Annotated in this window: 15 protein-coding genes; 9 read left to right on the forward strand and 6 right to left on the reverse strand. The window is 70.6% G+C overall.

Annotation, left to right across the window (positions count from 1 at the left end; genetic code table 11):
- Positions 1-4: 4 nt before the first annotated feature.
- A complete protein-coding gene (gene pdeM, locus ACV7NO_RS03685; RefSeq protein ID WP_463404670.1) occupies positions 5-667 on the reverse strand; it encodes a ligase-associated DNA damage response endonuclease PdeM in 663 nt (220 codons plus the stop codon).
- A 101-nt stretch (positions 668-768) separates the two neighbouring features.
- Here pdeM and ACV7NO_RS03690 point away from each other — a divergent pair, with 101 nt between their 5' ends.
- Entirely contained in the window at positions 769-2,727 is a 1,959-nt protein-coding gene (locus ACV7NO_RS03690; protein WP_463404671.1) for a potassium transporter Kup, read from the forward strand.
- Positions 2,728-2,815: 88 nt separating this feature from the next.
- Here ACV7NO_RS03690 and ACV7NO_RS03695 read toward each other — a convergent pair whose 3' ends face one another.
- From ACV7NO_RS03695 to ACV7NO_RS03705, 3 genes are all read right to left on the reverse strand, one after another.
- On the reverse strand, positions 2,816-4,228 hold the full coding sequence (locus tag ACV7NO_RS03695) for a M20/M25/M40 family metallo-hydrolase (RefSeq protein ID WP_463404672.1): 1,413 nt from the start codon (positions 4,226-4,228) through the stop codon (positions 2,816-2,818).
- A 144-nt stretch (positions 4,229-4,372) separates the two neighbouring features.
- Positions 4,373-5,317 (reverse strand): retroviral-like aspartic protease family protein, encoded by a 945-nt coding sequence (locus tag ACV7NO_RS03700; RefSeq protein WP_463404673.1) that lies wholly within the window; start codon positions 5,315-5,317, stop codon positions 4,373-4,375.
- A gap of 157 nt (positions 5,318-5,474) precedes the next feature.
- Positions 5,475-7,928 carry a ligase-associated DNA damage response DEXH box helicase gene (locus ACV7NO_RS03705; RefSeq protein ID WP_463404674.1) on the reverse strand — a complete coding sequence of 818 codons (2,454 nt, stop codon included), beginning with the start codon at positions 7,926-7,928 and terminating at the stop codon, positions 5,475-5,477.
- An 18-nt stretch (positions 7,929-7,946) separates the two neighbouring features.
- Here ACV7NO_RS03705 and ACV7NO_RS03710 point away from each other — a divergent pair, with 18 nt between their 5' ends.
- The 7 genes from ACV7NO_RS03710 (at position 7,947) to ACV7NO_RS03740 (ending at position 16,814) form a co-directional block, all read left to right on the forward strand.
- Positions 7,947-8,945, forward strand: a complete 999-nt coding sequence (locus ACV7NO_RS03710) for a ligase-associated DNA damage response exonuclease (protein WP_463404675.1) — start codon at positions 7,947-7,949, stop codon at positions 8,943-8,945.
- Positions 8,946-9,038: 93 nt separating this feature from the next.
- Positions 9,039-10,670 (forward strand): S10 family peptidase, encoded by a 1,632-nt coding sequence (locus tag ACV7NO_RS03715; RefSeq protein WP_463404676.1) that lies wholly within the window; start codon positions 9,039-9,041, stop codon positions 10,668-10,670.
- Between the two features lie 128 nt (positions 10,671-10,798).
- On the forward strand, positions 10,799-11,683 hold the full coding sequence (locus tag ACV7NO_RS03720) for a LysR family transcriptional regulator (RefSeq protein WP_463404677.1): 885 nt from the start codon (positions 10,799-10,801) through the stop codon (positions 11,681-11,683).
- 236 nt (positions 11,684-11,919) lie between these two features.
- Positions 11,920-12,954 (forward strand): N-acetyltransferase DgcN, encoded by a 1,035-nt coding sequence (dgcN, locus tag ACV7NO_RS03725; protein WP_463404678.1) that lies wholly within the window; start codon positions 11,920-11,922, stop codon positions 12,952-12,954.
- A complete protein-coding gene (gene dgcA, locus ACV7NO_RS03730) occupies positions 12,912-13,901 on the forward strand; it encodes an N-acetyl-D-Glu racemase DgcA (protein WP_463404679.1) in 990 nt (329 codons plus the stop codon). Before dgcN ends, dgcA begins: the two co-directional genes overlap by 43 nt.
- Entirely contained in the window at positions 13,898-15,457 is a 1,560-nt protein-coding gene (locus ACV7NO_RS03735; RefSeq protein ID WP_463404680.1) for an N-acyl-D-amino-acid deacylase family protein, read from the forward strand. The genes dgcA and ACV7NO_RS03735 overlap by 4 nt, the downstream gene beginning before the upstream one ends.
- A 115-nt stretch (positions 15,458-15,572) precedes the next feature.
- A complete protein-coding gene (locus tag ACV7NO_RS03740; RefSeq protein ID WP_463404681.1) occupies positions 15,573-16,814 on the forward strand; it encodes a dicarboxylate/amino acid:cation symporter in 1,242 nt (413 codons plus the stop codon).
- Positions 16,815-16,913: 99 nt separating this feature from the next.
- On the opposite strand, the gene ACV7NO_RS03745 is transcribed toward ACV7NO_RS03740, so the two are convergent.
- Together ACV7NO_RS03745 and ACV7NO_RS03750 are read right to left on the reverse strand one after the other, a co-directional pair.
- Positions 16,914-18,731, reverse strand: a complete 1,818-nt coding sequence (locus ACV7NO_RS03745; RefSeq protein ID WP_463404682.1) for an amidohydrolase family protein — start codon at positions 18,729-18,731, stop codon at positions 16,914-16,916.
- Positions 18,728-20,773, reverse strand: a complete 2,046-nt coding sequence (locus tag ACV7NO_RS03750) for a S9 family peptidase (protein WP_463404683.1) — start codon at positions 20,771-20,773, stop codon at positions 18,728-18,730. The genes ACV7NO_RS03745 and ACV7NO_RS03750 overlap by 4 nt, the downstream gene beginning before the upstream one ends.
- 179 nt (positions 20,774-20,952) lie before the next feature.
- On the opposite strand from ACV7NO_RS03750, the gene dacB reads away from it, so the two are divergent.
- A complete protein-coding gene (gene dacB, locus ACV7NO_RS03755; protein WP_463404684.1) occupies positions 20,953-22,344 on the forward strand; it encodes a D-alanyl-D-alanine carboxypeptidase/D-alanyl-D-alanine endopeptidase in 1,392 nt (463 codons plus the stop codon).
- Positions 22,345-22,431 lie beyond the last annotated feature (87 nt).

Genomic DNA, 22,431 nt, shown 5'->3' on the forward strand with positions numbered 1-22,431 from the left:
CGGCTCAGGCGGCGACCGCGAAGCGGAGCATCCGGTCGGCGACGGGAACGAGCGCCTCGGCGTGCGGGCCGACCGCGCGGACGATCTCCGGATGGCCGACGTCGAGCCCGCCGGTGAGTACGCCGAACGCGGGGAGGACGAGCTTCGTGCCGGTCGCGACGAAACAGCGTCGCGAGACGAGCTTGCCGCGGACGCGGACGCGCAGCTTGGGGTGGAAATGCCCCGACAGCTCCGGGCGGGTCTCGCGCGCATCGGCCTCGTGGCGCAGGACGAGGCCGTCGACCACTGCCTCGTCCGCGATCGCGCCGCCGCAATGATCCGCGACGACGCGGTCGTGATTGCCGGTGATCCATGTCCAGGCGCGCGTCGCGGTGAGAGTGCGGAGCATCGCCTGCGCCTCCGCGGGCAGGCGATCGCAGCCGTCGATGTCGTGGAAGCTGTCGCCGAGGCACCAGATCTCGCGCGCGTCGGTCGCGGTGGCGAGCGCGGTCAGGTCCGCCAGCGTCGCGAGCGAATCATAGGGGGGCAGCATCTGGCCGCGGCGCGCGAACCAGCTCGCCTTTTCCAGATGCAGGTCCGCGACCAGCAGCGCGCGCCGCGCGGGCCAGAACAGCGCGCCTTGCGGCATCGCCATCAAGGCGTGCCCACCGAACGAAAAGGGAACCACGACGCCGCCTTGCCCGGTTCGCGGGCCGGGATCAATGGCGGGATCGGGGCGCGCGAATCCGCTTGCCTGGCGCGACGATCGGCGTAGAGGCGCGAACGCCCATGTCGCAGACCGCCCCCTCGCCCGCCGAGCCTGTCCCCGACACTGTTCCCGGGACGCCGATCCGCAGCCCGGCGACGCTGGCGCTGACGATCGGCGCGATTGGCGTCGTCTTCGGCGATATCGGCACCAGCCCGCTCTACGCGTTTCGCGAAGCCTTGGCGCAGTCCGCGGGGGACGGGATCGACCCGAGCGAGATCCTGGGCGTGCTGAGCCTTGCGCTGTGGACGCTGACGCTGGTCGTCACCGTCAAATATGTGCTGTTCCTGATGCGCGCGGACAATCGCGGCGAGGGCGGCGTGCTGGCGCTGACCGCGCTGGCGCGGCGCGCGCTGGGGGTGCGCAGCCGGATCGCGCTGTTGCTCGGCGCGACGGGGGCGGCCCTGTTCTATGGCGATGCGATCATCACGCCGGCGCTGTCGGTGCTGTCGGCGGTGGAGGGGTTGCGGACGATTCCGGGGGGGGCCGCGATCTTCGACGAGGGGCTGATCCGCGCGCTGACGCTGGGGATTCTCGTGGGGCTGTTCATGATCCAGCGGCGCGGGACGGCGTCGGTCAGCACGCTGTTCGGGCCGGTGTGCATCGTCTGGTTCGTCTCGATCGGCGCGCTGGGCCTCTGGCACATCGCGGACGAGCCCTCGATCTTCCGCGTCGTCAATCCGTGGTACGGGGTCGCGTTCCTCGGCAATCACGGGGTGACCGGGCTGTTCGTACTGGGCGCGGTGTTCCTGACGGTGACGGGCGCGGAGGCGCTGACCGCGGACATGGGGCATTTCGGCAAGCTGCCGATCCGCATCGGCTGGTTCGCGCTCGCCTTTCCCGCGCTCGCGCTCAACTATCTGGGGCAGGGCGCGTTCGCGCTCGCCGCGCTGGAGCAGGCGGCGGCGGACGGGGTGGTGTTCAAGAACCAGGACTGGTTCTTCCTGATGGCGCCCGACGCGTGGCGCCCGGTGTTCGTCGTGCTGGCGTGCGCGGCGACGGTGATCGCGAGCCAGGCTGTCATCACCGGCGCCTATTCGCTGACACAGCAGGCGATCCAGCTGGGGCTGCTGCCGCGACTTCGCATCCGCAACACCTCCGCGGATCATATGGGGCAGATCTACCTGCCCGCGATCAACTGGCTGCTGCTGGCCGGCGTGATCGTGCTGGTGATCCAGTTCAAGACCTCGTCCGCGATGGCGGCGGCGTACGGGATCGCGGTGACGGGCACGATGGTGGTCACCACCTGCCTGGCCTATATCGTCGTAAGGCATCGCTGGGGGTGGAAGCGCCCCGCGGCGATCGCGGTGATCCTGCCGTTCCTGACGCTCGACACGATCTTCTTCGGCGCGAACATCCTGCGCGTGATCGAGGGCGGGTGGGTGCCGCTAGTCGTCGGCGCGGCGATCGGCATCATCATCTATACCTGGGTGCGCGGGCGCGGGATCGTGCGGACGTTCGAGCAGCGCCAGTCGATCCCGCTGGCCGACCTCGCCGCCGCGCTCGCCAAGCGCCCGCCCGAGCGGGTGGAGGGAACCGCGGTGTTCCTGACCGCCAATCCGGGGAGCGCGCCGGGGGCGCTGCTCCACAACCTGAAGCACAACAAGGTGCTCCACGAGCGCAACCTGATCGTGTCGATCCGCACCACCGACCGCCCGAGCGTCGCGGCGGCGGACCGGATGGAGGTGGAGCGGATCGACGACAATTTCTCGACCGTGCTGCTGCGCTACGGCTTCATGGAGACGCCCGACGTGCCCGAGGATCTGGGCTTTCGCAGCAAGGGCGCGGGGCTGATCGCGGATGCGATGAAGACGTCGTTCTTCATCGGGCGCAACACGCTGAAACCCGCGGCGGGCGAGGGGATGCCGATGTGGCAGGACCGGCTGTTCATGTTCCTCCAGCGCAATGCGAGCGATCCGACCGATTTCCTGCGGATCCCGCCGGGGAAGGTGCTGGAGCTGGGCGAACAGGTCACGGTCTAGGCGCCCTGCGCCGACTGCGCTGCCGCGCATGATTTCGTTTGGGGCTGGACCCCGGCCTGCGCCGGGGTACGGTTGTTTCCAATATCAGCTATCCCGCATAGGCCTTCACGAGATCGTAGAGATAGCCGCGCGCGTCGTAGAGCGACTTCACGCCGATCCGCTCGTCCAGCCCGTGGATGCCGTTGAGATCGGGATCGAGAAAGGTGCCGGGCGCGCCGTAGACCGGGATGCCGATCGCCTCCAGGAAGATGCCGTCGGTCGCGCCCGTCGACATCAGCGGCAGCATCGGGATGCCGGGGAAGTGCTTCGCGGCGACCGTCTTCATCGGCCCCAGGATCTTCGGATCGAGCGCGGGCGGGATCGCGGTGGGGCGGACGGGCTGGTTCGCGGTGACGGTCACCTTCGCGCCGGCCAGTTCTTTCAGCTTGGCGAGCGTGCCGTCGACCGTCTCGCCGGGGAAGATGCGGCAGTTGACGTTGGCCTGCGCGCGCTGCGGCAGGGCGTTCTCCGCATGGCCCGCGTTGACCAGCGTGGCGACGCAGGTGGTGCGCAGCGTCGAGTGCATCGACTTGTCGCGGCTGACGATCGCGTCGGCGGCGGTGTCGTTGGGGTTCGCCAGCAGGCGGGTGATCGCAGCGCCCGTCTCGCCGCCCAGCGACGTCGCGGTCGCGCCGAAGAAGGCGCGCGTCGTGTCGGTGAACTTCACCGGGAAGTCATAGGCCTGCACCGCCTTCAGCGCGTCGGCGAGTTCGTAGATGGCGTTGTCGGGGGGCGGCGCGGAGCTGTGGCCGCCGGGGTTGGTGGCGACGAGGGTGTAGTTCTGCGCGGCCTTCTCGCCGACCTGCACCGCGAGGACGGTGCGCTTGCCCTGCGCGTCGATGCGCCCGCCGCCGCCTTCGTTGAGCGCGAATTCCGCCGCGATCAGATCGGGCTTGTTCGCGGCCAGCCACTGCGCGCCGTTCCACGCATAGGTGGTCTCCTCGCCGCAGGTCAGCGCCAGCTTGATCGTGCGCTTGGGCGCATAGCCCTGCTGCTTGAAGCGGATCATCGCATCGGCCCAGATCGCGGCCATCGCCTTGTCGTCGACGGTGCCGCGGGCGTAATAATAGCCGTTCTCCTCGACGAGCTTGAACGGATCGCGCTTCCAGTCCTCGCGCTTGGCCGCGACGACGTCGAGATGGCCGAGCAGCAGCATCGGCTTCATCGCGGGGTCCGACCCCTTGAGGACGGCGACGATGCCTCCGTCCTTCGGATGCTCGGGCACCGAGAAATAGGTGAGGTCGGCATCGGCATAGCCCGCCGCCTTGAGCCGCGCGCCGATCTGCGCCGCGGCCTGGGTGCAGCTGCCGACATCGACGACGGTGTTGGTCTCGACCAGCTCCTTGTAGAGGCCGAAGAACGCCTTTTCGTCGGGGGCCGACCCACTTTTGCCGACTTGGGCGGTGGCCGCGGTCGCGGTGAGCGCGGCGGTGGTGGCGAGGAGCGTGCCGAGGATGCGCATGTCTGATTGTCCTATCCATCGCCGTTCGCCCTGAGCCTGTCGAAGGGCGTCCCGGACTGCGGGGCGGGCTTCGACAGGCTCAGCCCGAACGGTTTCCAATGTCAGTCTGATGGGGAACGGGCATCGGTGCAAGCCGGCGCGACGCTACCCCCGCCGCAGCGTGCCGCGGGGAGCGAGGAGGCGGACTTCGCGGTTGGCGAAATCGATGCGGACGCGGCGGAAGAGCTTCAGCGCATCCATGCCGAGCAGGATCGCGGGGCGCTTCTCCAGCCCGAATTCGCGGAACGGCGCGACGTCCGCGAACGCGATCGGCAGGCTGTTGATCGTCAGGTCGCCGAGCTTGATCGTGTCGATCGTGCCATAGTCGGCGACGATCAGGCCGCCGGTGACGCTGACGAGTTCGATCGGGACGGTGGGCGTCTTCTTCGCCAGCTTTCGCCGCAGCGCCGAATTACCCATGCTGACGACCGAGCCGGTGTCGAGGATCACGCGGACGCGCTGGCCGCCGACCCACGCCTCGGTGACGACAAGCTGGCCGAGCAGGCTCTTGGCCTCGATCACGATTTCGTCGCGATCGACCGGGCGGCGCGATGCGCGCTTGCGCGACGACGATACCGCCATCGTCTGCGCGTCGAAATCGATCGCGACCGCGTGGTTCTGGAGCGTGTCGATCCCGAGCATGCCGGGCGCGCCGAGATGCCGCGCTTCCAGAGACGGCGCTTCGATCCGCGATCCGCCGACGGTGGGGGCGCCGGCGGACACGCGGATCGAGGGGATGGTGACGGTGCCCACCTCGCTCGACCCGCTCATCGCCATCATGCGGACGCGGCGGCCGGCGGGGAGCCCGAGCGTGCCCGCCAGCTCGCGGCTGATGACGGTGCGCTGCGCGCCGGTGTCGATGATGAAGTCGTAAGGCCCCGCGCCCGCGATCGTGACGGGAACGGTCATCCGCGGACCGTCGCGGCCGAACGAGAGCTGGCTGGCGAGCGAGGGGGTTTCGGTCGGCTCGGTAAAGGCGGCCGACGGAGATTGCTGCGCGGATGCTGCGGCAGCGATCGGTAGCAGCAAGGCGGCGTGCCATCCTCTCATGCGGGCGAGGTTACGCTTGTTTGGGGGTGGGGGAAATCCCTGTCCGTTCGTGCTGAGCCTGTCGAAGCACTGTCCTTTCTTCGAACGGTTACAGGAAGAAGGGCAGCACCCTTCGACTGCCTGCCAAGGCAGGCGCTCAGGACAGGCTTCGACAAGCTCAGTGCGAACGGTTGGGCGAGAGGGAACAATCCACGCGCATCGCATCCGCCGCAAGCGCCTCCGCCTCGATCAGCAGCGCGTCGTCGGCGGTGTTGGTGGCGACCTTCTCGCGGCCGATCAGGACGAGGACGGGGACCGCGAGGGGGGAAACGCGGGGCAGGTCGACATGGACCATCGTATCGGCGGCGCGATCGAGCAGCGAGGCGAGGCGGCCCACATCGGTCATGCGCGCGCGCGCGTCAGCCCAGGCGGCCTCTAGCAGGACGTGGCCCGGTTCATACTTGCGCAGCACGTCGTAGATCAGGTCGGTCGAGAAGGTGACCTGGCGTCCGGTCTTGCGTTTGCCGGGGTGTTGGCGCTCGACGAGCCCGCCGATCACCGCGACCTCCCGGAACGCGCGTTTCAGGAGATGCGACTGCTGGACCCAGTCGACGAACTCGTTTTCGAGAATGTCGGCGCTGAACAGCGATTTCGGATCGATGACGGGATCGATCGAAAAGGTGGCGAGCGCATAATCGTTGGCGACGAAGCCGAGCGGCTTGAGCCCCTGCGTCTCCATCCGGCGGGTGATGAGCATCCCGAGCGACTGGTGCGCGTTCCAGCCCTCGAAACTGTACGCGACCATGTAGTTGCGACCCTCGCGCGGGAAGGTTTCGACCAGGAGCTGGTCCGGGCGTGGCAGGATCGAGCGCGCCTGCTGGATCTCGAGCCACTCGCGGACATCGTCGGGGAAGCGCGGCCATTCGGACGGGGTCGCGAGGAAGCCGCGGACGCGGTCGGCGAGGTTGGTCGAAAGCGGCATCCGGCTGCCGCCATAGGTTGGTATGCGCGCGGGGCGCGCGGTGGCGCGGACGATCAGGTCCTCGGTGTCGATCTTCTCGACCTCGAGGCTCATGCCGGCGAAGAAGAAGGTGTCGCCGTGCGTGAGCGTGGCGGCGAAGCCCTCCTCGACGCGGCCGAGCTTGCGACCGTTGCGGAAGCGGACGGTGAGCATCGTCGCCTCGACGATGATCCCGGCGTTCAGGCGATGCTGCGCAACAAATTGCGGGTGGCTGACGCGCCACAGGCCGTCTGGATCCTGCGTCAGGCGCTTGAACCGGTCATAGGCGCGCAGCGAATAGCCGCCGTCGCGGATGAATCCCAACACCTTGTCGAACAGGTCGTCGGTGAGCACCGAATAGGGGAGCGCGGAGCGGACCTCGTCGAGCAGCGCGGCCTGGTCGAACGGTGCGGCGCAGGCGCAGGCCATGACGTGCTGCGCGAGCACGTCGAGCGCGCCCATGCGGAAGATGTCGGGATCGAGTTCGCCCGCCTCGACCGCGTCGAGCGCGGCGCGCGCTTCCAGATATTCGAAGCGGTTGCCGGGGACGACGATCGCCTCGCTGGGCTCGTCGAGGCGGTGATTGCTGCGGCCGATCCGCTGCAGCAATCGCGACGATCCCTTCGGCGCGCCCATCTGGATGACGCAATCGACGTCGCCCCAGTCGACGCCCAGATCGAGGCTGGCGGTGGCGACGAGCGCGCGCAGCTTTCCGGCGGCCATCGCGCCCTCGACCTTCTGGCGTGCTTCCTTGTCGAGGCTGCCGTGGTGGATGCCGATCGGAAGCTGCGCGTCGTTGGCCTTCCACAGGTCCTGGAAGATCAGCTCGGCGAGGCTGCGCGTGTTGCAGAAGACGATCGTGGTGCGGTGCGCGGCGATCTCGCGCATCACCTGCTCGGCGGCGTAGCGGCCCGAATGGCCCGCCCAGGGGATGCGATCCTGCGGCAACAGGATCGCGATGTTGGGGTCGACGCCCGCCTGGCCGTGGACGAGGCTGACCGCGTCGATATCGCCGTCGGGGGCGAGCCAGGCGCGGTAGCCGTCCGCGTCGGCGACCGTCGCGGAGAGCGCGACGCGGCGCATCGCGGGGGCGATCCGTTGCAGGCGGGCCATGCACAGGCTCAGCAGGTCGCCGCGCTTGCCGGTGGCGAAGGCGTGGACCTCGTCGATGATGATCGTCTTCAGAGAGGCGAACATCGTCAGGCTGTCGGGATAGCTGAGGAGCAGCGAGAGCGATTCCGGGGTGGTGAGCAGGATATGCGGCGGCTTGACGCGCTGGCGCGCCTTGCGGTCCGACGGGGTGTCGCCGGTGCGTGTCTCGATTCGGATGTCGAGCGCCATCTCCTCGACGGGCGCGACGAGGTTGCGCTGGATGTCGACCGCGAGGGCTTTCAGCGGGGAGACGTAGAGCGTGTGGAGTCCCTCGGTGGGGGCTTCGATCAGCTCGGTGAGGGTGGGGAGAAAGCCCGCGAGCGTCTTGCCCGCGCCGGTGGCGGCGGCGAGGAGCGCGTGGCGGCCGGCGCGGGCCTCGGCGAGCATGGCGAGCTGATGGGTGCGGGGAGTCCAGTCGCGGCGCGCGAACCAGATGGCAAGGGGCGGGGGAAGGTCGGTCCGTGTGGAACGTTCGGGCATCCCGTCCATATAGGCATGATGGCAAAGCTCGGCGACTGGCTCGAACCGCATCCGCACGGGATCTACGTGAAGCCCGCCGACGCGTGGGTGGATCCGTCGACGCCGCAGCCGCGCGCGCTCGTCACGCACGGCCATGCGGATCATGCGCGCGGGGGGCATGGCGCGGTGTGGGCGACCCCCGAGACGCTGGCGATCATGGATGCGCGCTACGGCCCGCAGCCGGGAAACCCGGTGGCGTATGGCGAGAGCGTGCGGCTGGGCGAGGTCGAGGTGGGGTTCGTGCCCGCGGGGCATGTGCTCGGATCGGCGCAGATCGTGCTCGACTATCGCGGCGAGCGCGTCGTGGTGTCGGGGGATTACAAGCGCCGCGCGGACCCGACCTGTACGCCGTTCGCGCCGGTGAAGTGCGACGTGTTCGTGACCGAGGCGACGTTCGGGCTGCCCGTGTTCCGCCATCCCGAGACGGGGGACGAGATCGACAAGCTGATCGCGGCGCTCCACGCGAACCCGGAGCGGTGCGTGCTGGTCGGCGGCTATGCGCTGGGCAAGGCGCAACGGGTGATCGCTGAGCTGCGCGAGCGGGGGCATCACGCGCCGATCTATATTCACGGCGCGCTCCAGCGCTTGTGCGACCTGTATGTCGAACACGGCGTGCGGCTGGGCGAGCTGATCCCGGCGACGGGCGTCGCCAAGGCGGAAATCGCGGGACACATCGTGATCGCGCCGCCCGGCGCGCTCAACGATCGCTGGTCGCGGCGGCTGCCGGAGCCGATCACCGCGATGGCGAGCGGCTGGATGCGGGTGCGCGGGCGCGCGCGGCAGAAGAATATCGAGCTGCCGTTGATCCTGTCCGACCATGCCGACTGGGACGAGCTGACGGAGACGCTGACCGAGATCGCGCCGCGCGAGGTGTGGGTGACGCACGGGCGCGAGGATGCGCTGGTCCACTGGTGCATGACGCGCCAGATCAAGGCGCGCGCGCTGGCGCTGGTGGGGTTCGAGGACGAGGATGATTGACCTCAGATCGTTCCCTTGCAGGGAACGATCCGGGTTGCGTTGATCCGGCGTGCGCGCGAAGAGACAGCATCGCATCCATAAAAAGGGGTTCGCATGCTCGTCCGCGTCGCCGCCATTCTTCTCGCCGCCTCCTCGACCGCCGCGCTGGCGCAGGACGCGAAGCCCGAGGGGCCGAAGTCCACGAAGACCGCCGCCGAGATCGCGAAGGCGGAGGTGGAGGCGGGCACCGCGCTCGCCCCCGTCGAGGAGCGCACGGTGACGTCGAAGGCGAGCGTGACGGTCGGCGGGCGGCGGCTGCCCTATACCGCGACCGCGGGGACGCTGACGATCCGCGACATCGAGGGCAAGCCGACCGCGTCGATGTTCTACACCGCCTATACGCTGGACGGCACCAGGCCGGGGACGAAGCGGCCGATCACCTATATCTACAATGGCGGGCCCGGCAGCCCGACCTTCTGGCTGCACCTGGGATCGTTCGCGCCGGTCCGCATCCGCACCGCGAACCCCGAGTTCATCAAGCCCGCGCCCTATGACTTCGGGCCCAACCCCGACACGCTGCTCGACAAGACCGACATGGTGTTCCTCGACGCGATGGGCGCGAGCTATTCGCGGGCGCTGGGCGATACGAAGCCGAGCGCCTTCTACGGCGTCGACGAGGATGTCGACGTGTTCGCCAAGGCGATCATCCGCTACGCCACCAAGAACGGGCGGTGGAACAGCCCCAAGTTCCTGCTCGGCGAAAGCTATGGCACGCTGCGCTCCGGCGCACTGGCGTACCAGTTGCAGGATCGCGGGATGGCGCTCAACGGCGTGATCCTGCTGTCGTCGATCATGAACTATGGCTATCGCCAGCCCGGGCTCGACCAGGTCTATCTGAACTATCTGCCCAGCTATGCGGCGACCGCCTGGTATCACAACCGGATCCCGAACCGCCCCGCCGACGTCGCGACGATCGTCGCGCAGGCGCGCGCGTTCGCGACGGGGCCGTACATGACCGCGCTCGCCAAGGGGCAGTCGATTTCCGACGCGGAGCGCGATCAGGTGGCGACGCAGATGAGCGCGCTGATCGGCCTGTCGCCGGAGTTCATCAAGCGCGCGAACCTGCGCATCGACCTGCCGCGGTTCCAGAAGGAGCTGTTGCGCGGGACCCGGCAGGTCGTCGGGCGGCTCGATTCGCGTTATGTCGGCATCGACGCGGATGCGGCAGGCGAGCGGCCCGAAACCGACGTGTCGTCGGATGCGATCACCGGCGCGTTCGTCGCGACGTTCAACGATTACGTGACGCACACGCTGGGCTACAAGACCGAGATGCCGTTCCGCGCCTCCGCCCGCGATGCGCCGGGCTGGACGTGGAACTGGAAGCACGACGCGCCGAACCGGATGGGCGGGCAGAACAACCCGAACACCGCGATCGATCTCGCCGCGGCGATGCGCGGCAACCCGTATCTGCAGGTGCTGTCGATGAACGGCTGGTACGACATGGCGACGCCGTTCTTCGGGACCGAGAACGACCTGGGCCACATGATGCTGGAGCCCGCGCAGCAGCGCAACCTGACCTATACCTATTACCCCGCCGGGCACATGACGTACCTGAACCCCGACGCGCTGCGATCGATGAAGCGCGACCTGGCGGCGTGGTACGACCATGCGGTCGACGTCGCGAACAGTCCGGTGCCGCCGCAGCCCGCGAGCGTGGCGACGGGGGAGGGGACGCCGCCGAACTGAGGCGCGCGCGGCCATATCCATGCGTGGTCCGCCCGTGGCGAACCCCCTCCACCACCCTTCGGGCGGTCCCCCTCCCCTTGCAGGAGAGGATCTTCTAGGTTCGCTTCTTCCCCAACGATCGGCCCGCCATGAACCTGCGCCATATCGAGATCTTCCACGCGGTGTACACCAACGGATCGGTGAGCGCGGCGGCGCGGGCGCTCAACATCTCGCAGCCGTCGGTGTCGAAGACGTTGCGTCACGCCGAATCGATGCTGGGCTTCCCGCTGTTCGAGCGCGCGGGCGGGCGGCTGGTGCCGACCGAGGACGCGCACACGCTGTTCGCCGAGGTGGCCGAGATCCAGGACCGGGTGTACGCGCTGCGCGAGGCGGGGCGGAACCTGCGCCGGGGCGCGGGGGGGATGCTGCGGGTGTCGGCGCTTCCGAGCCTCGCGCTGGGCGCGCTGCCGCTGGCGGTGGCGCGGTTCCTGCGCGGGCATGCGGACGTGAAGTTCGATCTCCAGACCGTCCATCACGACGACCTCGTGCGCAAGCTGTACGAGCGCGAGACCGACGTCGCGATCGCGTACGAGGTGCCGCCCGCCGCGCCCGTCGGGCATCGCTGGCTGGGCGAGGGCGAGCTGGTGGTGCTGTACCGCGAGGAGGACATGCCCGCCGCGCCGCCCCGCGTGGAGCTGACCGCGCTCGCCGGGCGGCCGTTCATCAGCGTCGCCGCGTCGGGGCCGATCGGGCACATCTTTTCCAAGGAATTGCAGCGGCTCGACCTGGAGCTGGACGAGGTGATCTCCGCGCGGACCTTCTACATCGCGACCGCGCTGGTGCGCGCGGGGGTAGGGTTGACGGTGGTCGACAGCTTCACCGCGCAGGCATCGATGGCGCCGGGGCTGGCGATGCGCCCGCTGGGGCCGCCGCTGACGTTCGACGTCCACGCGATGTTCCTGCTCAACCGCCCGCCGACCGCACTGGCGACCGAGTTCCTGAAGACGATGGCGCGGGTGGTGGACGGGGCGTGAGGATAGCTTTTTTCGTCACCCCGGATCCTTCGACACGCTCGGGAGAGCCTTGATCCGGGGTCCCGCTATTCCCGGCGGTTGAGAAGAAGCGGGGCCCCGGATCAAGTCCGGGGTGACGGGGTGTCTGTGGTATCGGATGCCCCCTCTCGACGTGGCCGGTCATAACGCCGGTCTATGCCGGGCGCGCAACTCGGTATGCGTGGACGGCGCGGGGGCGTGAATAGGATGGCGGCACGATGATCCCAGCACCCTATCTCCTCTATCTCGGGCACAGCCGGGATTTCGTCGGCATCAAGACGTCGCGGGGGCTGGCGCAGTTCCGCCCCGACGATTGCGTCGGCGAGTTCCGGCACGACGACTGCCCGCTGACGCTGGGGCTGGATCGGGTGACGATCGCGGAGGGCGCGGCCCGGGGTGCCAGGACGCTGGTGCTGGGGATCGCCAATTCGGGCGGCACGCTGGGCGCGGACCTGGTCGCCGACGCGCTCGCTGCGCTGAAGGCGGGGATGAACGTTGCCGCAGGCCTCCACGAGCGGTTGCGCGACCAGCCGGCGCTGGTGGCGGAGGCCGAGGCGCGGGGGCTGGCGCTGTTCGACGTGCGCGACCCGCCGGCGGATCTCGCGACGGGCACCGGGCGACGGCGCGCGGGGCATCGCCTGTTGACGGTCGGCACCGATTGCTCGGTCGGCAAGATGTATACGACGATCGCGCTGGCCGAGGGGATGCGCGCACGTGGCGTGACCGCGGATTTCCGTGCGACGGGGCAGACCGGGATCCTGATCGCGGGCGCGGGCGTGCCTGTCGACGCGGTGGTCGCGGACTTCATCGCGGGCGCGATCGAGGCGCTGGCGCCCGCGCGCGACGATGACGGGTGGGACCTGATCGAGGGGCAGGGATCGCTGTTCCATCCCGCCTTCGCGGGCGTGTCGCTGGGGCTGCTCCACGGCGCGCAGCCCGAGGCCCTGGTGCTGTGCCACGATCCGGCGCGCGAGAGCATGCGCGGGATCGCGGGGCGCGGGCTGCCGGGGCTGGCGGAATGCCTGGCGCTCAACCTCCGGATGGCGCGGCTGACGAGCCCCGAGGTCCGGGCGGCGGGCGTGTGCCTCAACACCTCGTCGCTCGACGAGGCGGCGGCGCTGCACCTGTGCGCCGAGGTGTCGCGCGAGCTCGACCTGCCTTGTACCGACCCGGTCCGCTTCGGCGTGGGCCCGATCCTGGACGACCTGTTGTGCCAAGAACCCTCGACGCGCGCCACGACCGCTTCGCGCTGACGCGCCCGTTCCGCATCGCGCGCGGCGAGAAGATCGCCGCCGACGTGGTGACGGTGACGATCCGCGACGGCGACCATGTCGGGCGGGGGGAGGGCGTGCCCTATCCGCGGTACGGCGAAAGCGTCGAGACGACGCTGGCGGCGATCGCGGAGGCGCGGGGCGCGATCGAGGCGGGCGCGGATCGCGAAGGGCTGCTGACGATCCTGCCGCCCGGCGCGGCGCGCAACGCAGTCGACTGCGCGCTGTGGGATCTCGCGGCGAAACAGTCGGGGCGGAACGTCGCGGCGATGATCGGCGCACGCGCGCCGGGGCGGATCGCGACCGCGCTGACCGTGGTGATCGACACGCCCGAGGCGATGGCGGAGGCGACGCGCGTGATCGCGGACGCGCCGCTCATCAAGGTGAAGCTGGGCGCGGACGATCCCGAGACGCGGATCCGCGCGGTGCGCGCCGCCGCCCCCGCCGCGACGCTGATCGTCGATCCGAACGAGGGGTGGGACGAGGCGACGCTGCGCGCGATGCAGCCGGTGCTGGTCGAGGCCGGCGTCGCGCTGCTCGAACAGCCGGTGCGCGCGGACGACGATGCGTGGCTGGAGGGGTTCCGGTCCGCGATCCCGATCTGCGCGGACGAGGCGGTGCACGTGGCCGCCGATCTGGACGTCGTCGCGCGGCGCTATCAGGTGGTCAACGTCAAGCTCGACAAGGCGGGCGGGCTGACCGCGGCGCTGGAACTCGCGCATGCGGCGCGGGGGCGGGGGATGCGGCTGATGACGGGGTGCATGGTGTCGTCGTCGCTGTCGATCGCGCCCGCGCTCCACGTCGCGGCGCTGAGCGAGTTCGTCGACCTTGACGGGCCGCTGTGGCTCCGGGAGGATCGCGAGGGCGGGGTGGCCGAGGCGCAGGGCATGCTGTCTCCGCCGGCCGCGGGATTTTGGGGAACGCCATGATACGCACTCTTGCGCTGCTTGCGGTGGCCGCCTCGTCGCTGGGCGCGGCGCAAGCGCCCGCGAAGGTCGACCTGCTGATCCGGGGCGGGACGGTGTTCACGGGCGATGCGGACGGCGTGGTCGGCGACGTCGCGGTGACGGGGGACCGGATCGTCTTCGTCGGCGCGCATGCGCGGGTCGCGGCGACGCGGACGATCGACGCGACCGGCATGGTCGTCGCGCCCGGGTTCATCGACCCGCACACGCATGTCGGCGGGATGCTGGCGTCGAAGGACGCGCAGGAGCGGCTGGTGCTGCCGTTCCTGATGCAGGGGGTGACGACCGCGTTCGTCGGCAACGACGGCGGCGGCGCGATCGACGTCGCGGGGACGCTGGCGGCGGCGACGGCGAACCCGGTGGGCATCAACTATGCGACCTATATCGGGTTCGGCGCGGTGCGTTCCGCGGTGGTGGGCGCGGACAAGCGCGATCCGACCGCGGCGGAACTGGCGAAGATGAAGGCGCTGGTCGCGGGCGGCATGTGCCAGGGCGCGATCGGGTTCTCGACCGGGCTGTTCTATGCGCCGCAGAGCTTTTCGAAGACCGCCGAAGTGGTCGCGCTGGCGCGCGAGGCGGGGTCGCGCGGCGGGACGTACGACAGCCATATCCGGGACGAATCGAGCTATACGGTCGGGCTGAAGGGCGCGATCGCGGAGGCGATCGAGATCGGGCGAGCGGCGGGGATGCCGACGCATATCGCGCATATCAAGGCGCTGGGCGTCGACGTGCAGGGACAGGCGCCCGCGATCGTCGCGATGGTGGAGGCCGCGCAGCGGGCGGGGCAGGTGGTACACGCGGATCAGTATCCGTGGTCCGCTTCGGGGACGAGCCTGGTCGCGAGCCTCGTGCCGCTATGGGCGCAGGATGGCGGGCGCGCGGCGTATCTGAAGCGGTTCGACGATGCGTCGCTTGCGGTACGGTTGAAGGCCGACATGGCGGAGGGCCTGCGCAAGCGCGGCGGGGCGGGGTCGCTGCTTATCACCGAAGGGCGGTACAAGGCGCAGCGGCTGGATGCGGTGGCGAAGGCGATGGGAACCGACGCGATCACGGCGGCGATCGCGGTGATCCGCGAGCACGATCCGTCGGTCGCGTCGTTCAACCAGAGCGAGGGCGACATCGCGACGTTCATGCGCCGGCCCTGGGTGATGACCGGGTCCGACGCGTCGACCGGGCATCCGCGCGTCTATGGCACGTTCGCGCGGAAATATGCAAAGTACGTCGTGGCGGACAAGGTCATCACGCTGCGCCAGTTCATCGAGCGGTCGTCGGCGCTGACCGCGGACAGCTTCAAACTCGCGGGGCGCGGGCATCTGACGTCCGGCGCGTTTGCGGATATCGTGGTGTTCGATCCCAGGACCTACGCGGCGCGCGCGACCTACGAGGCGCCGACGCAGTTCGCGCAAGGGGTGCGGACGGTAGTGGTCAACGGACGTGTCGCGGTGGATGGCGACGTGGCGACCGGAGCGGCGGCGGGGCGCGCGTTGCCGCACAAGGCGACGGGCGGGTGCGGGGGTTGACCGCCTTTCCCGTCATCCCGGCGAAGGCCGGGATCCAGGGTGCCGCAAGAGCGTCGGCTGGCGGCGCCCCGGGACGGGTGGATCCCGGCCTCCGCCGGGATGACGGTTTGCTGTGATGGCACGCTGGTTCGCGATTCCGTTGTGGCAGCGGGTGCTGGGCGGGCTGGTGCTGGGGCTGGTGCTCGCGCTCGTCTGGCCGGCAGCGGCGCCGAAGGTGCAGGTCCTCGGCGACCTGTTCGTGCGCGCGATCCGGATGCTGGTCGCGCCGATCGTGCTGGTGACGATCGCCGCGGGGATCACGTCGCTCGCCGACCCGAAGCGGCTGGGGTCGCTGGGCGGGCGGACGATCGGCTTGTTCGCGGCGACGACCGGGTGTGCGGTATCGGTCGGGATCGCGGTGGCGCTGGTGGTGCGGCCGGGGGTCGGCGCGCCGCTAGGGGCCGCGACCGCCAAGGCGCTGGGCGCGCCGGTGCCGGTGTACGACCAGCTCGTGGGCATCGTGCCGCTCAACATCGTCGAGGCGCTGGCGAAGGGCGACATGCTGGCGCTGATTTTCGTCGCGATCCTGACGGGCGTGGGCACCGTGCTGGCGGGCGAGGCGGGCAAGCCGTTCGCGGCGTTCCTGCAATCGACGTCGGCAGTGCTGCTGAAGATCGTCGCGCTGGTGATGGAGGCGACGCCGTTCGGGGTGTTCGCGCTGATCGCGGGTGCGGTCGCGGCGAACGGTGCGGCGGTGTTCGTCAATATCGGCTGGCTGGCGCTGGCGGTGGTGATCGGATCGCTCGTGCAGATGGTGGTGGTGCACTCGCTGCTGCTGCGTCTCGTCGCGCGCGTGCCCGTGCTGCCGTTCTTCCGCGGGGTGATCGATGCGCTGGTGGTGGCGTTCTCGACCGCGTCGTCGTCGGCGACGCTGCCGGTGGCGATGACGGTGGCGGAGCGCAATCTGGGAGTCGGGCGTGCGGTCTATTCGACGGTGCTGCCGCTGGGTGCGAGCATCGGGAAGGACGGGACCGCGATGTATGTCGGGCTGCTCAGCGTCTTCGCGTTGCAGGCGTTCGGGGTGGCGACCGATGCGGCGACCTTGGGGATGGTGCTGCTGACCGGCGCGCTGGCGGCGTTCGGGACCGCGCCGGTGCCGTCGGCCTCGCTGTTCATGCTGGCGGCGGTCCTATCCGCGGTCGGCGTGTCGGCGGAGCAGACCGCGCTGGTGGTCGGCTTCGTGCTGCCGTTCGACCGGCTGCTCGACATGACGCGCACGGTGCCGAGCGCGAGTGCGAACCTGGCGGTGGCGACGACGGTCGCGCGGCTGGAAGGGGAGCTGGATGAGGCGGTGTATCGGGCGGCGGCGGTGCGATAGCTCCATCAAGCCGTTCGTTTCGAGCGAAGTCGAGAAACGCTTCGCAACGCCTGTGACACGTTTCTCGACTACGCTCGAAACGAACGGGGATGGGATAGGTCAGCGATAGAAGCGCAGGTTCGCGAGCTTCAGCCACGCCTTGCCATCGGGCTCGCCCTCCAGCCGGACGATCAGCGCGCGCAGTTTCGTCGGGTCGAGCCTCGCGCCCGGATTGCCGCTGGTGAACGCCGCGAAGGGCAAGCGCACCTCGCCGCCCGCGGTGAAGGGGGCGGCGAAACTGTCGTCGGTGCCATAGTCGTCGACGATCATCCGGTAGCGCCCGGTGCCGCTCGCGGTGAAGGCGATCCCGGTGAAGGCGCTGGCGTCCGCGACCTGCACCGCGCCCTTCGTCAGCGGGACGATCAGTTGCGCATAAGGGCGTGGCGCTGAGCCCATGCGCGCCACCAGGAACAAATGGCGGTCGGCATCGGGGCGGACATAGGTGAGTTCGCTGTGATCGGTGCCGGGCTCGGTGCTGTCGACGGGGAGCGTGTCGAGATCGGTGCGGCCGTCGCTGCGCGCGCCGGTGTCGATCGGGCCGGCCATCGTCGTGACGGGCAGCGGCGACGGCGTGGGCGCGTCGAGCAGGCGACGCAGCTTCAGCAGGTTCGCCTCGACCCCGCCGACGAAGACGCGGCGGACGTCGTACAGATCCTCGATCGCCTCGTCGGGCCTGCCGCCGGTGAGGACGAGGTCGGCGCGCATGCCGGGCGCGATCCGGCCGGCGTCGGCGTGGTGGAGGATCGCCGCGCTGACGCTGGTGGCGGAGGTGAGCGCCTGCGCGGGGGAGAGGCCGAGCGTGGTGAGCAGGCGGATCTCGCGCAGCGTGGAGCTGCCGTGATAGACCCCGCCGATGCCGGCGTCGGTGCCGATTCCGATCGGGATGCCCGCGGCGCGGATCGCGCGGATATTGGCTTTCAGGATATCCCAGCGTCTGCTTTCAAGTGCGGGGATCGGCTCGGGCGGGCCGGCGATGCGGCGGTCCTCGCGGGCGCGCTCGGGCGGGCGCAGGTCGCGCCATTCGGCGGGGACGAAGGCCCGGTCCTGCTGCGGCTCGTAGACGACGAGCGTCGAGACATAGGCGGTGCGGTTCCGCCGCATCAGCGCGATCAGCTCGGCGTCGACGGGCGCATCGCCGACGCCGTGGCCGACCGCATCGACCCCGGCGGCGGCGGCGACCTTCGCACCTTCGAGCGTGACGGTGTGCGTCATCACCGGAATGCCCGCCGCGTGCGCGTCCTTCACGATCGCGGCGAGCGTCGGCTCGTTCATCGAGTTGAGATCGGGCGAGCGGCCGTAGCGCCAGCCGTCGGCGAAGACTTTGATGACGTCGGGTTTGTACGACAGCGCGCGCTGCATCATGACGTGCGCCGCGCGCGGGGTGGTCGCCTCGAGCGTGAAGCTGTCGCCCCAGCCGAACTCGGTGCCGTGCCCGCCGGGGACGCCGAGCCGGATCGCGAGCTCGAGCCGGGGGGCGGCGACCCGACCAGAGGCCGTCATCTGGCGGATGGGCTCCAGCATCTCGCCCGAGACCGAGAAGTCGTTCACCGTCGTCACGCCGTCGAGGAGGTAGGCGGCGTACGCCTTGCCAAGATCGTCGGGCGCGGCGAAGGCGGGCGCGCGCAGATGGGTGTGGAGATCGTGGAGGCCGGGGAGGAGCGTGAGCCCCTTCGCGTCGATCACGCGCGCGCCGCGCGGGCGCTTGATGCGGCCGACCTCGACGATGCGGTCGCCGCGGACCAGCACGTCGGCGATGCGTGCGGGCGCGCCGGTGCCGTCGAACACGCGCGCGCCACGGATCAGCGTCGCCTGCGTGTCCGGGGGTGTCGTGCCGAGCGTGGTGGTGGCGGCGGCGAGCGTCAGGACCGTGCGGATCATCGTTTCACCGTCTTCGCGAGGAACGCATCGGCCGCGCGATAGGCGGCGAGCCAGCTTTCGTGGCGGAGGAAGCCGTGGCGCTCGTTGGGCAGGACGAGCACCTCGTTCGGGATGCGCCGCGCGGCGAGTTCGCGCTCGAGCAGCACCGATTGCGCGAAGGCGACATTGTGGTCGTCGTCGCCGTGGATCAGCAGCACCGGCGAGCGCCATGTCGAAAGCGACGCCATCGGCGAGGACTGCCACATCAGCGTGCGCGCCCTGAGCTGGTCGGCGGGGTCCATCGTCTCGGGGGTGGCGCGCAGCAGCGTGTGGACGCCGTGGAGATCGACCCCGGCGGCGAAGGTGGCGCTGTCGCGGGCAAGGCCGAGCGCGGTGAGATAGCCGCCCCAGCTGCCGCCCCACAGGCCGATCCGCGCCGGATCGACGTCCGTGCGTGCTCCGAGCCACCGCGCGGCGGCGAGGATGTCGCGATACTCGCTCGCGCCCTCGCGGCCCGTCCCGGCGGCGTCGCGGAAGGCGAGGCCGTAGCCGGTGCCGCCGCGATAGTTGACCGCGAGCACGTCATAGCCTTGCGCGGCGAGGTGCTGGTTCATCGCATAGGCGTTCGAATAATAGCCCGACGGGTGGAAACCGAGCAGCATCTGCCGGCGCGGGCCGCCATGGATGAAGATCATCGCGGGGTGTTTGCCCGGGCCGGTCGCGCGGAAGAGCTGGGCGTGGATTTCGACGCCGTCGTCGGCGCGGAACGTCGCGGGCTCGGGTGCGCGGAACGCGGCGGCGGCGCGATAGGCGGTGTCGTCGGGGCGCAGCGGGGTGGTGGCCTTCGCGTCGACCAGCGCGGGGCGGGCGGGGTGGCGCGTGTCGGTCGCGATCACCGCGAGGCGGTCGGCGGCGACGACGGCGGCGAAGGCGTTGATCGTGCTCGGGGTCAGCGGCACGGGCGCGCCGCCCGACAGCGCGACGCGCCAGACGCGGCGATGGTCCAGGTCGCCGGCATTGGCGGCGTAGACGAGCGCGCGGCGATCGGGGGCGAGGCGGAACGTCTCGACCTCGAACGCGCCGGGGGTCAGGTCGCGCGGGGTGCCGCCCTTCGCGGTGTCGAGGGCGTAGGGATGGAGCCAGCCGGTACGTTCCCACGGGAAGACGAGCGTGCCGTCGTCCGCCCAGAACAGGTTGCGCGCGCGGGTGCCCGCCCAGCGTGCGCCCTGGCCGGCGGGGGCGGTCCACAGCGTGCGGGTGGTGCCGGTCGCGACGTCGGCGATGCGGATCGACCAGTAGGGGCCGGTGTCGGGGCCGGCGCCGGGGGGCGGGGTGACGTAGCGGACGAACGCGACCGAGGCGCCGTCGGGGGAGAAGACGGGCTCTGTGGCGGTGTCCAGGCCGGGGTCGAGATAGGTCAGCGTCGCCGCGGCGATGTCGTAGAGGACGACGAAGGCGTGGTCGCCGCGTGATTCCACGAAGAGCAGGCGGCGGCCGTCCGGGGACCATGTCAGGCGATCGATCTCGCCCGGGACCCTGGCGATGCGCTTCGCGGCGGTGCCGTCCCACAGCGACAGCGTGCCGCCGCGGCTGAACGCGATGCGCGTGCCGTCCGGGGCGAAGACGGGAGAGTGGCCGTCGCCGATCCTCGTCGCGGGGGCGGCGGCGTCGAGCGGCTGGAGGAACACCTGTTGCTGGGTCGGCAGCGGCGCGCGCGCGGTGTTGGGATCGGCGTCGTCGGGAAATTCCTCGTCGCCGCCGCGGACATAGGCGAGCGCGGTGCCGTCGCGGGTGAGCGTCAGATCGTAGAGGAGCAGGCCGTCGTCGGCGGCGAAGGCGGTGACGCGGCGGGGCACGGCACCCGCATCGGCGATCCAGATGTTGCGGACGCCGGCGGCGCTTTCGACCCAGGCGAAGCGCGGCGTACGCTCCGCGCCGGTCAGCCCGCTCGCGACGGGCATCGCGAGCGCGGCGGCGAGATCGATGCCCGGACCCGGTTCGGCGGAGGTCGCGCGGACGGGGGCGGTCAGCGCGAGCAGCGCGGCGCACAGCAGGATACGCATCGTGCGTTCGGGCTCCTCTTCGTGACGGCGGGTGCGGTGATCCTATCGGGTGCGGGGAAGCCGCGACAAGGGCGGATCATGCGCTCCATGCGCGCGGGTTATGCCCGCGCGAAGCATCGATATGGCGGCGCGGGGGCGGGTCTGCGATGCTCTGTCGCGATCTTCGAGGGGCTTGGGCGATGCTGGGACGGGCGGGTATCGGGACGGTGGCGGCGCTGCTCGCGACGCCGGTGTGCGCGCAGGACGTACCGGAGCGCGTTCGCGCCGCGTTCGCCGCCGCAGGGCCGGGCGTGCGGTTCGGGCTGGTCGTGGCGGACGAGAGCGGGCGCGAGATCGTCGCGATCGCGCCCGACGACCGGTTCGTGCCCGCGTCCAACACCAAGATGTTCACCACCGCGGCGGCGTTCGCGACGCTCGACATGGCCGCGCCCGATGCCGGGTCGGGCGCAGCGGTGCGGCTGGAGGACGACGACGTGATCCTCGAGGGGCATGGCGATGCGCGGCTGTCGGGCGCGGACGATTGCCGGGCCGACTGTCTCGCGACGCTCGCCGACGCGGTCGCGGCGAAGACGGGCCATGTGCGCGACGTGATCGGCGACGACACCGCCTTCCCCGACGAGCGCTGGAGCCAGGGGATGGCGTGGAACAACATCCCCACGCCCTCGGGCACCGCGGTGTCCGCGCTGACGCTCGACGACAACGAGGTGGCGGTGGCGATTCCGGCGGCGGGTTCGGCGGGTTACTATGCGATCGACGACCGGACGGTGCCGGGCGCGCGGACCGCGCTTGCGTATGACCGGTTGCCGACGGCGCGGACGCTGCGGGTGACGGGGACGGTCGCGACGCCGGAGACGTTGCGGGTCGGCGTGGACGATCCGGCCGAGCATGCGGCGTGGCGGCTGCGGGCGATGCTGCGCGCGCGCGGCGTCAGGGTGACGGGCTCGGTCGGCGTACGGCACCGCGCGCCGTCGCCGGCGGACGATCCGGCGGTGCGCGGCGCTGCGCCCGCCGCGCGTCCTCCGCGGGCGACTCCGCTCGCCGCGCTGGTGCCGCCGCCGCTGGGGGAGGATCTGGTGCACACCAACAAGGTCAGCCAGAACCTGCACGCCGCGCTGCTGCTCAATCGCGTCGGGCTGGCGACGGGGAGCGGATCGACCGCGGACGGGCTGGCGGCGGTGCGCGCGATGCTGGCGCGTGCGGGGGTGACCGAGCGGCAGGTGTCGCTGTCCGACGGATCGGGCATGTCGACCTACAACCGCGTCGCGCCGCGCGGCGTGGTGACGTTCCTGCGCTGGACGCAGGCGCAGCCCTGGGCCGCGGCGTGGCGCGCGACGTTGCCGGTGGGGGGTGTGGACGGAACGCTGAAGCGGCGGTTCGTGGGGACGGCGCTGGCGGGGAAGGTGTTCGCGAAGACGGGGTCGCTCAACGCGACGAACGCGCTGGCGGGGTTCCTCGTCGCGGCGAGCGGGCGGACGCTGACCTTTGCGGCCTATGCGAACGACGTGCCGGCGGGGGTGTCGGGCACGGCGGCGATCGACCGGGCGCTGGTCGCGGTGGCGGCGGAGAATTGAGGGGCGGGTGGGCGCTTTGTCGAGCGACACTGTCCGGGGTTGGGTGGGCTGCGGACAGTCGGCATTCGGAAAGGCGGGTGGCGATAG

Source organism: Sphingomonas sp. Ell38C01 (genome assembly GCF_055231975.1).

Excerpts from the sequence above, each read along its gene's own strand:
- ACV7NO_RS03690 (WP_463404671.1), top strand. The coding sequence starts at position 769 with ATGTCGCAGACCGCCCCCTCGCCCGCCGAGCCTGTCCCCGACACTGTT.
- ACV7NO_RS03715 (WP_463404676.1), top strand. The coding sequence starts at position 9,039 with ATGCTCGTCCGCGTCGCCGCCATTCTTCTCGCCGCCTCCTCGACCGCC.
- ACV7NO_RS03710 (WP_463404675.1), top strand. The coding sequence starts at position 7,947 with ATGGCAAAGCTCGGCGACTGGCTCGAACCGCATCCGCACGGGATCTAC.
- dgcN (WP_463404678.1), top strand. The coding sequence starts at position 11,920 with ATGATCCCAGCACCCTATCTCCTCTATCTCGGGCACAGCCGGGATTTC.
- ACV7NO_RS03720 (WP_463404677.1), top strand. The coding sequence starts at position 10,799 with ATGAACCTGCGCCATATCGAGATCTTCCACGCGGTGTACACCAACGGA.
- ACV7NO_RS03705 (WP_463404674.1), bottom strand. The coding sequence starts at position 7,928 with ATGCCCGAACGTTCCACACGGACCGACCTTCCCCCGCCCCTTGCCATC.
- ACV7NO_RS03700 (WP_463404673.1), bottom strand. The coding sequence starts at position 5,317 with ATGAGAGGATGGCACGCCGCCTTGCTGCTACCGATCGCTGCCGCAGCA.
- dacB (WP_463404684.1), top strand. The coding sequence starts at position 20,953 with ATGCTGGGACGGGCGGGTATCGGGACGGTGGCGGCGCTGCTCGCGACG.
- ACV7NO_RS03695 (WP_463404672.1), bottom strand. The coding sequence starts at position 4,228 with ATGCGCATCCTCGGCACGCTCCTCGCCACCACCGCCGCGCTCACCGCG.
- ACV7NO_RS03750 (WP_463404683.1), bottom strand. The coding sequence starts at position 20,773 with ATGCGTATCCTGCTGTGCGCCGCGCTGCTCGCGCTGACCGCCCCCGTC.
- ACV7NO_RS03745 (WP_463404682.1), bottom strand. The coding sequence starts at position 18,731 with ATGATCCGCACGGTCCTGACGCTCGCCGCCGCCACCACCACGCTCGGC.
- ACV7NO_RS03735 (WP_463404680.1), top strand. The coding sequence starts at position 13,898 with ATGATACGCACTCTTGCGCTGCTTGCGGTGGCCGCCTCGTCGCTGGGC.
- ACV7NO_RS03740 (WP_463404681.1), top strand. The coding sequence starts at position 15,573 with ATGGCACGCTGGTTCGCGATTCCGTTGTGGCAGCGGGTGCTGGGCGGG.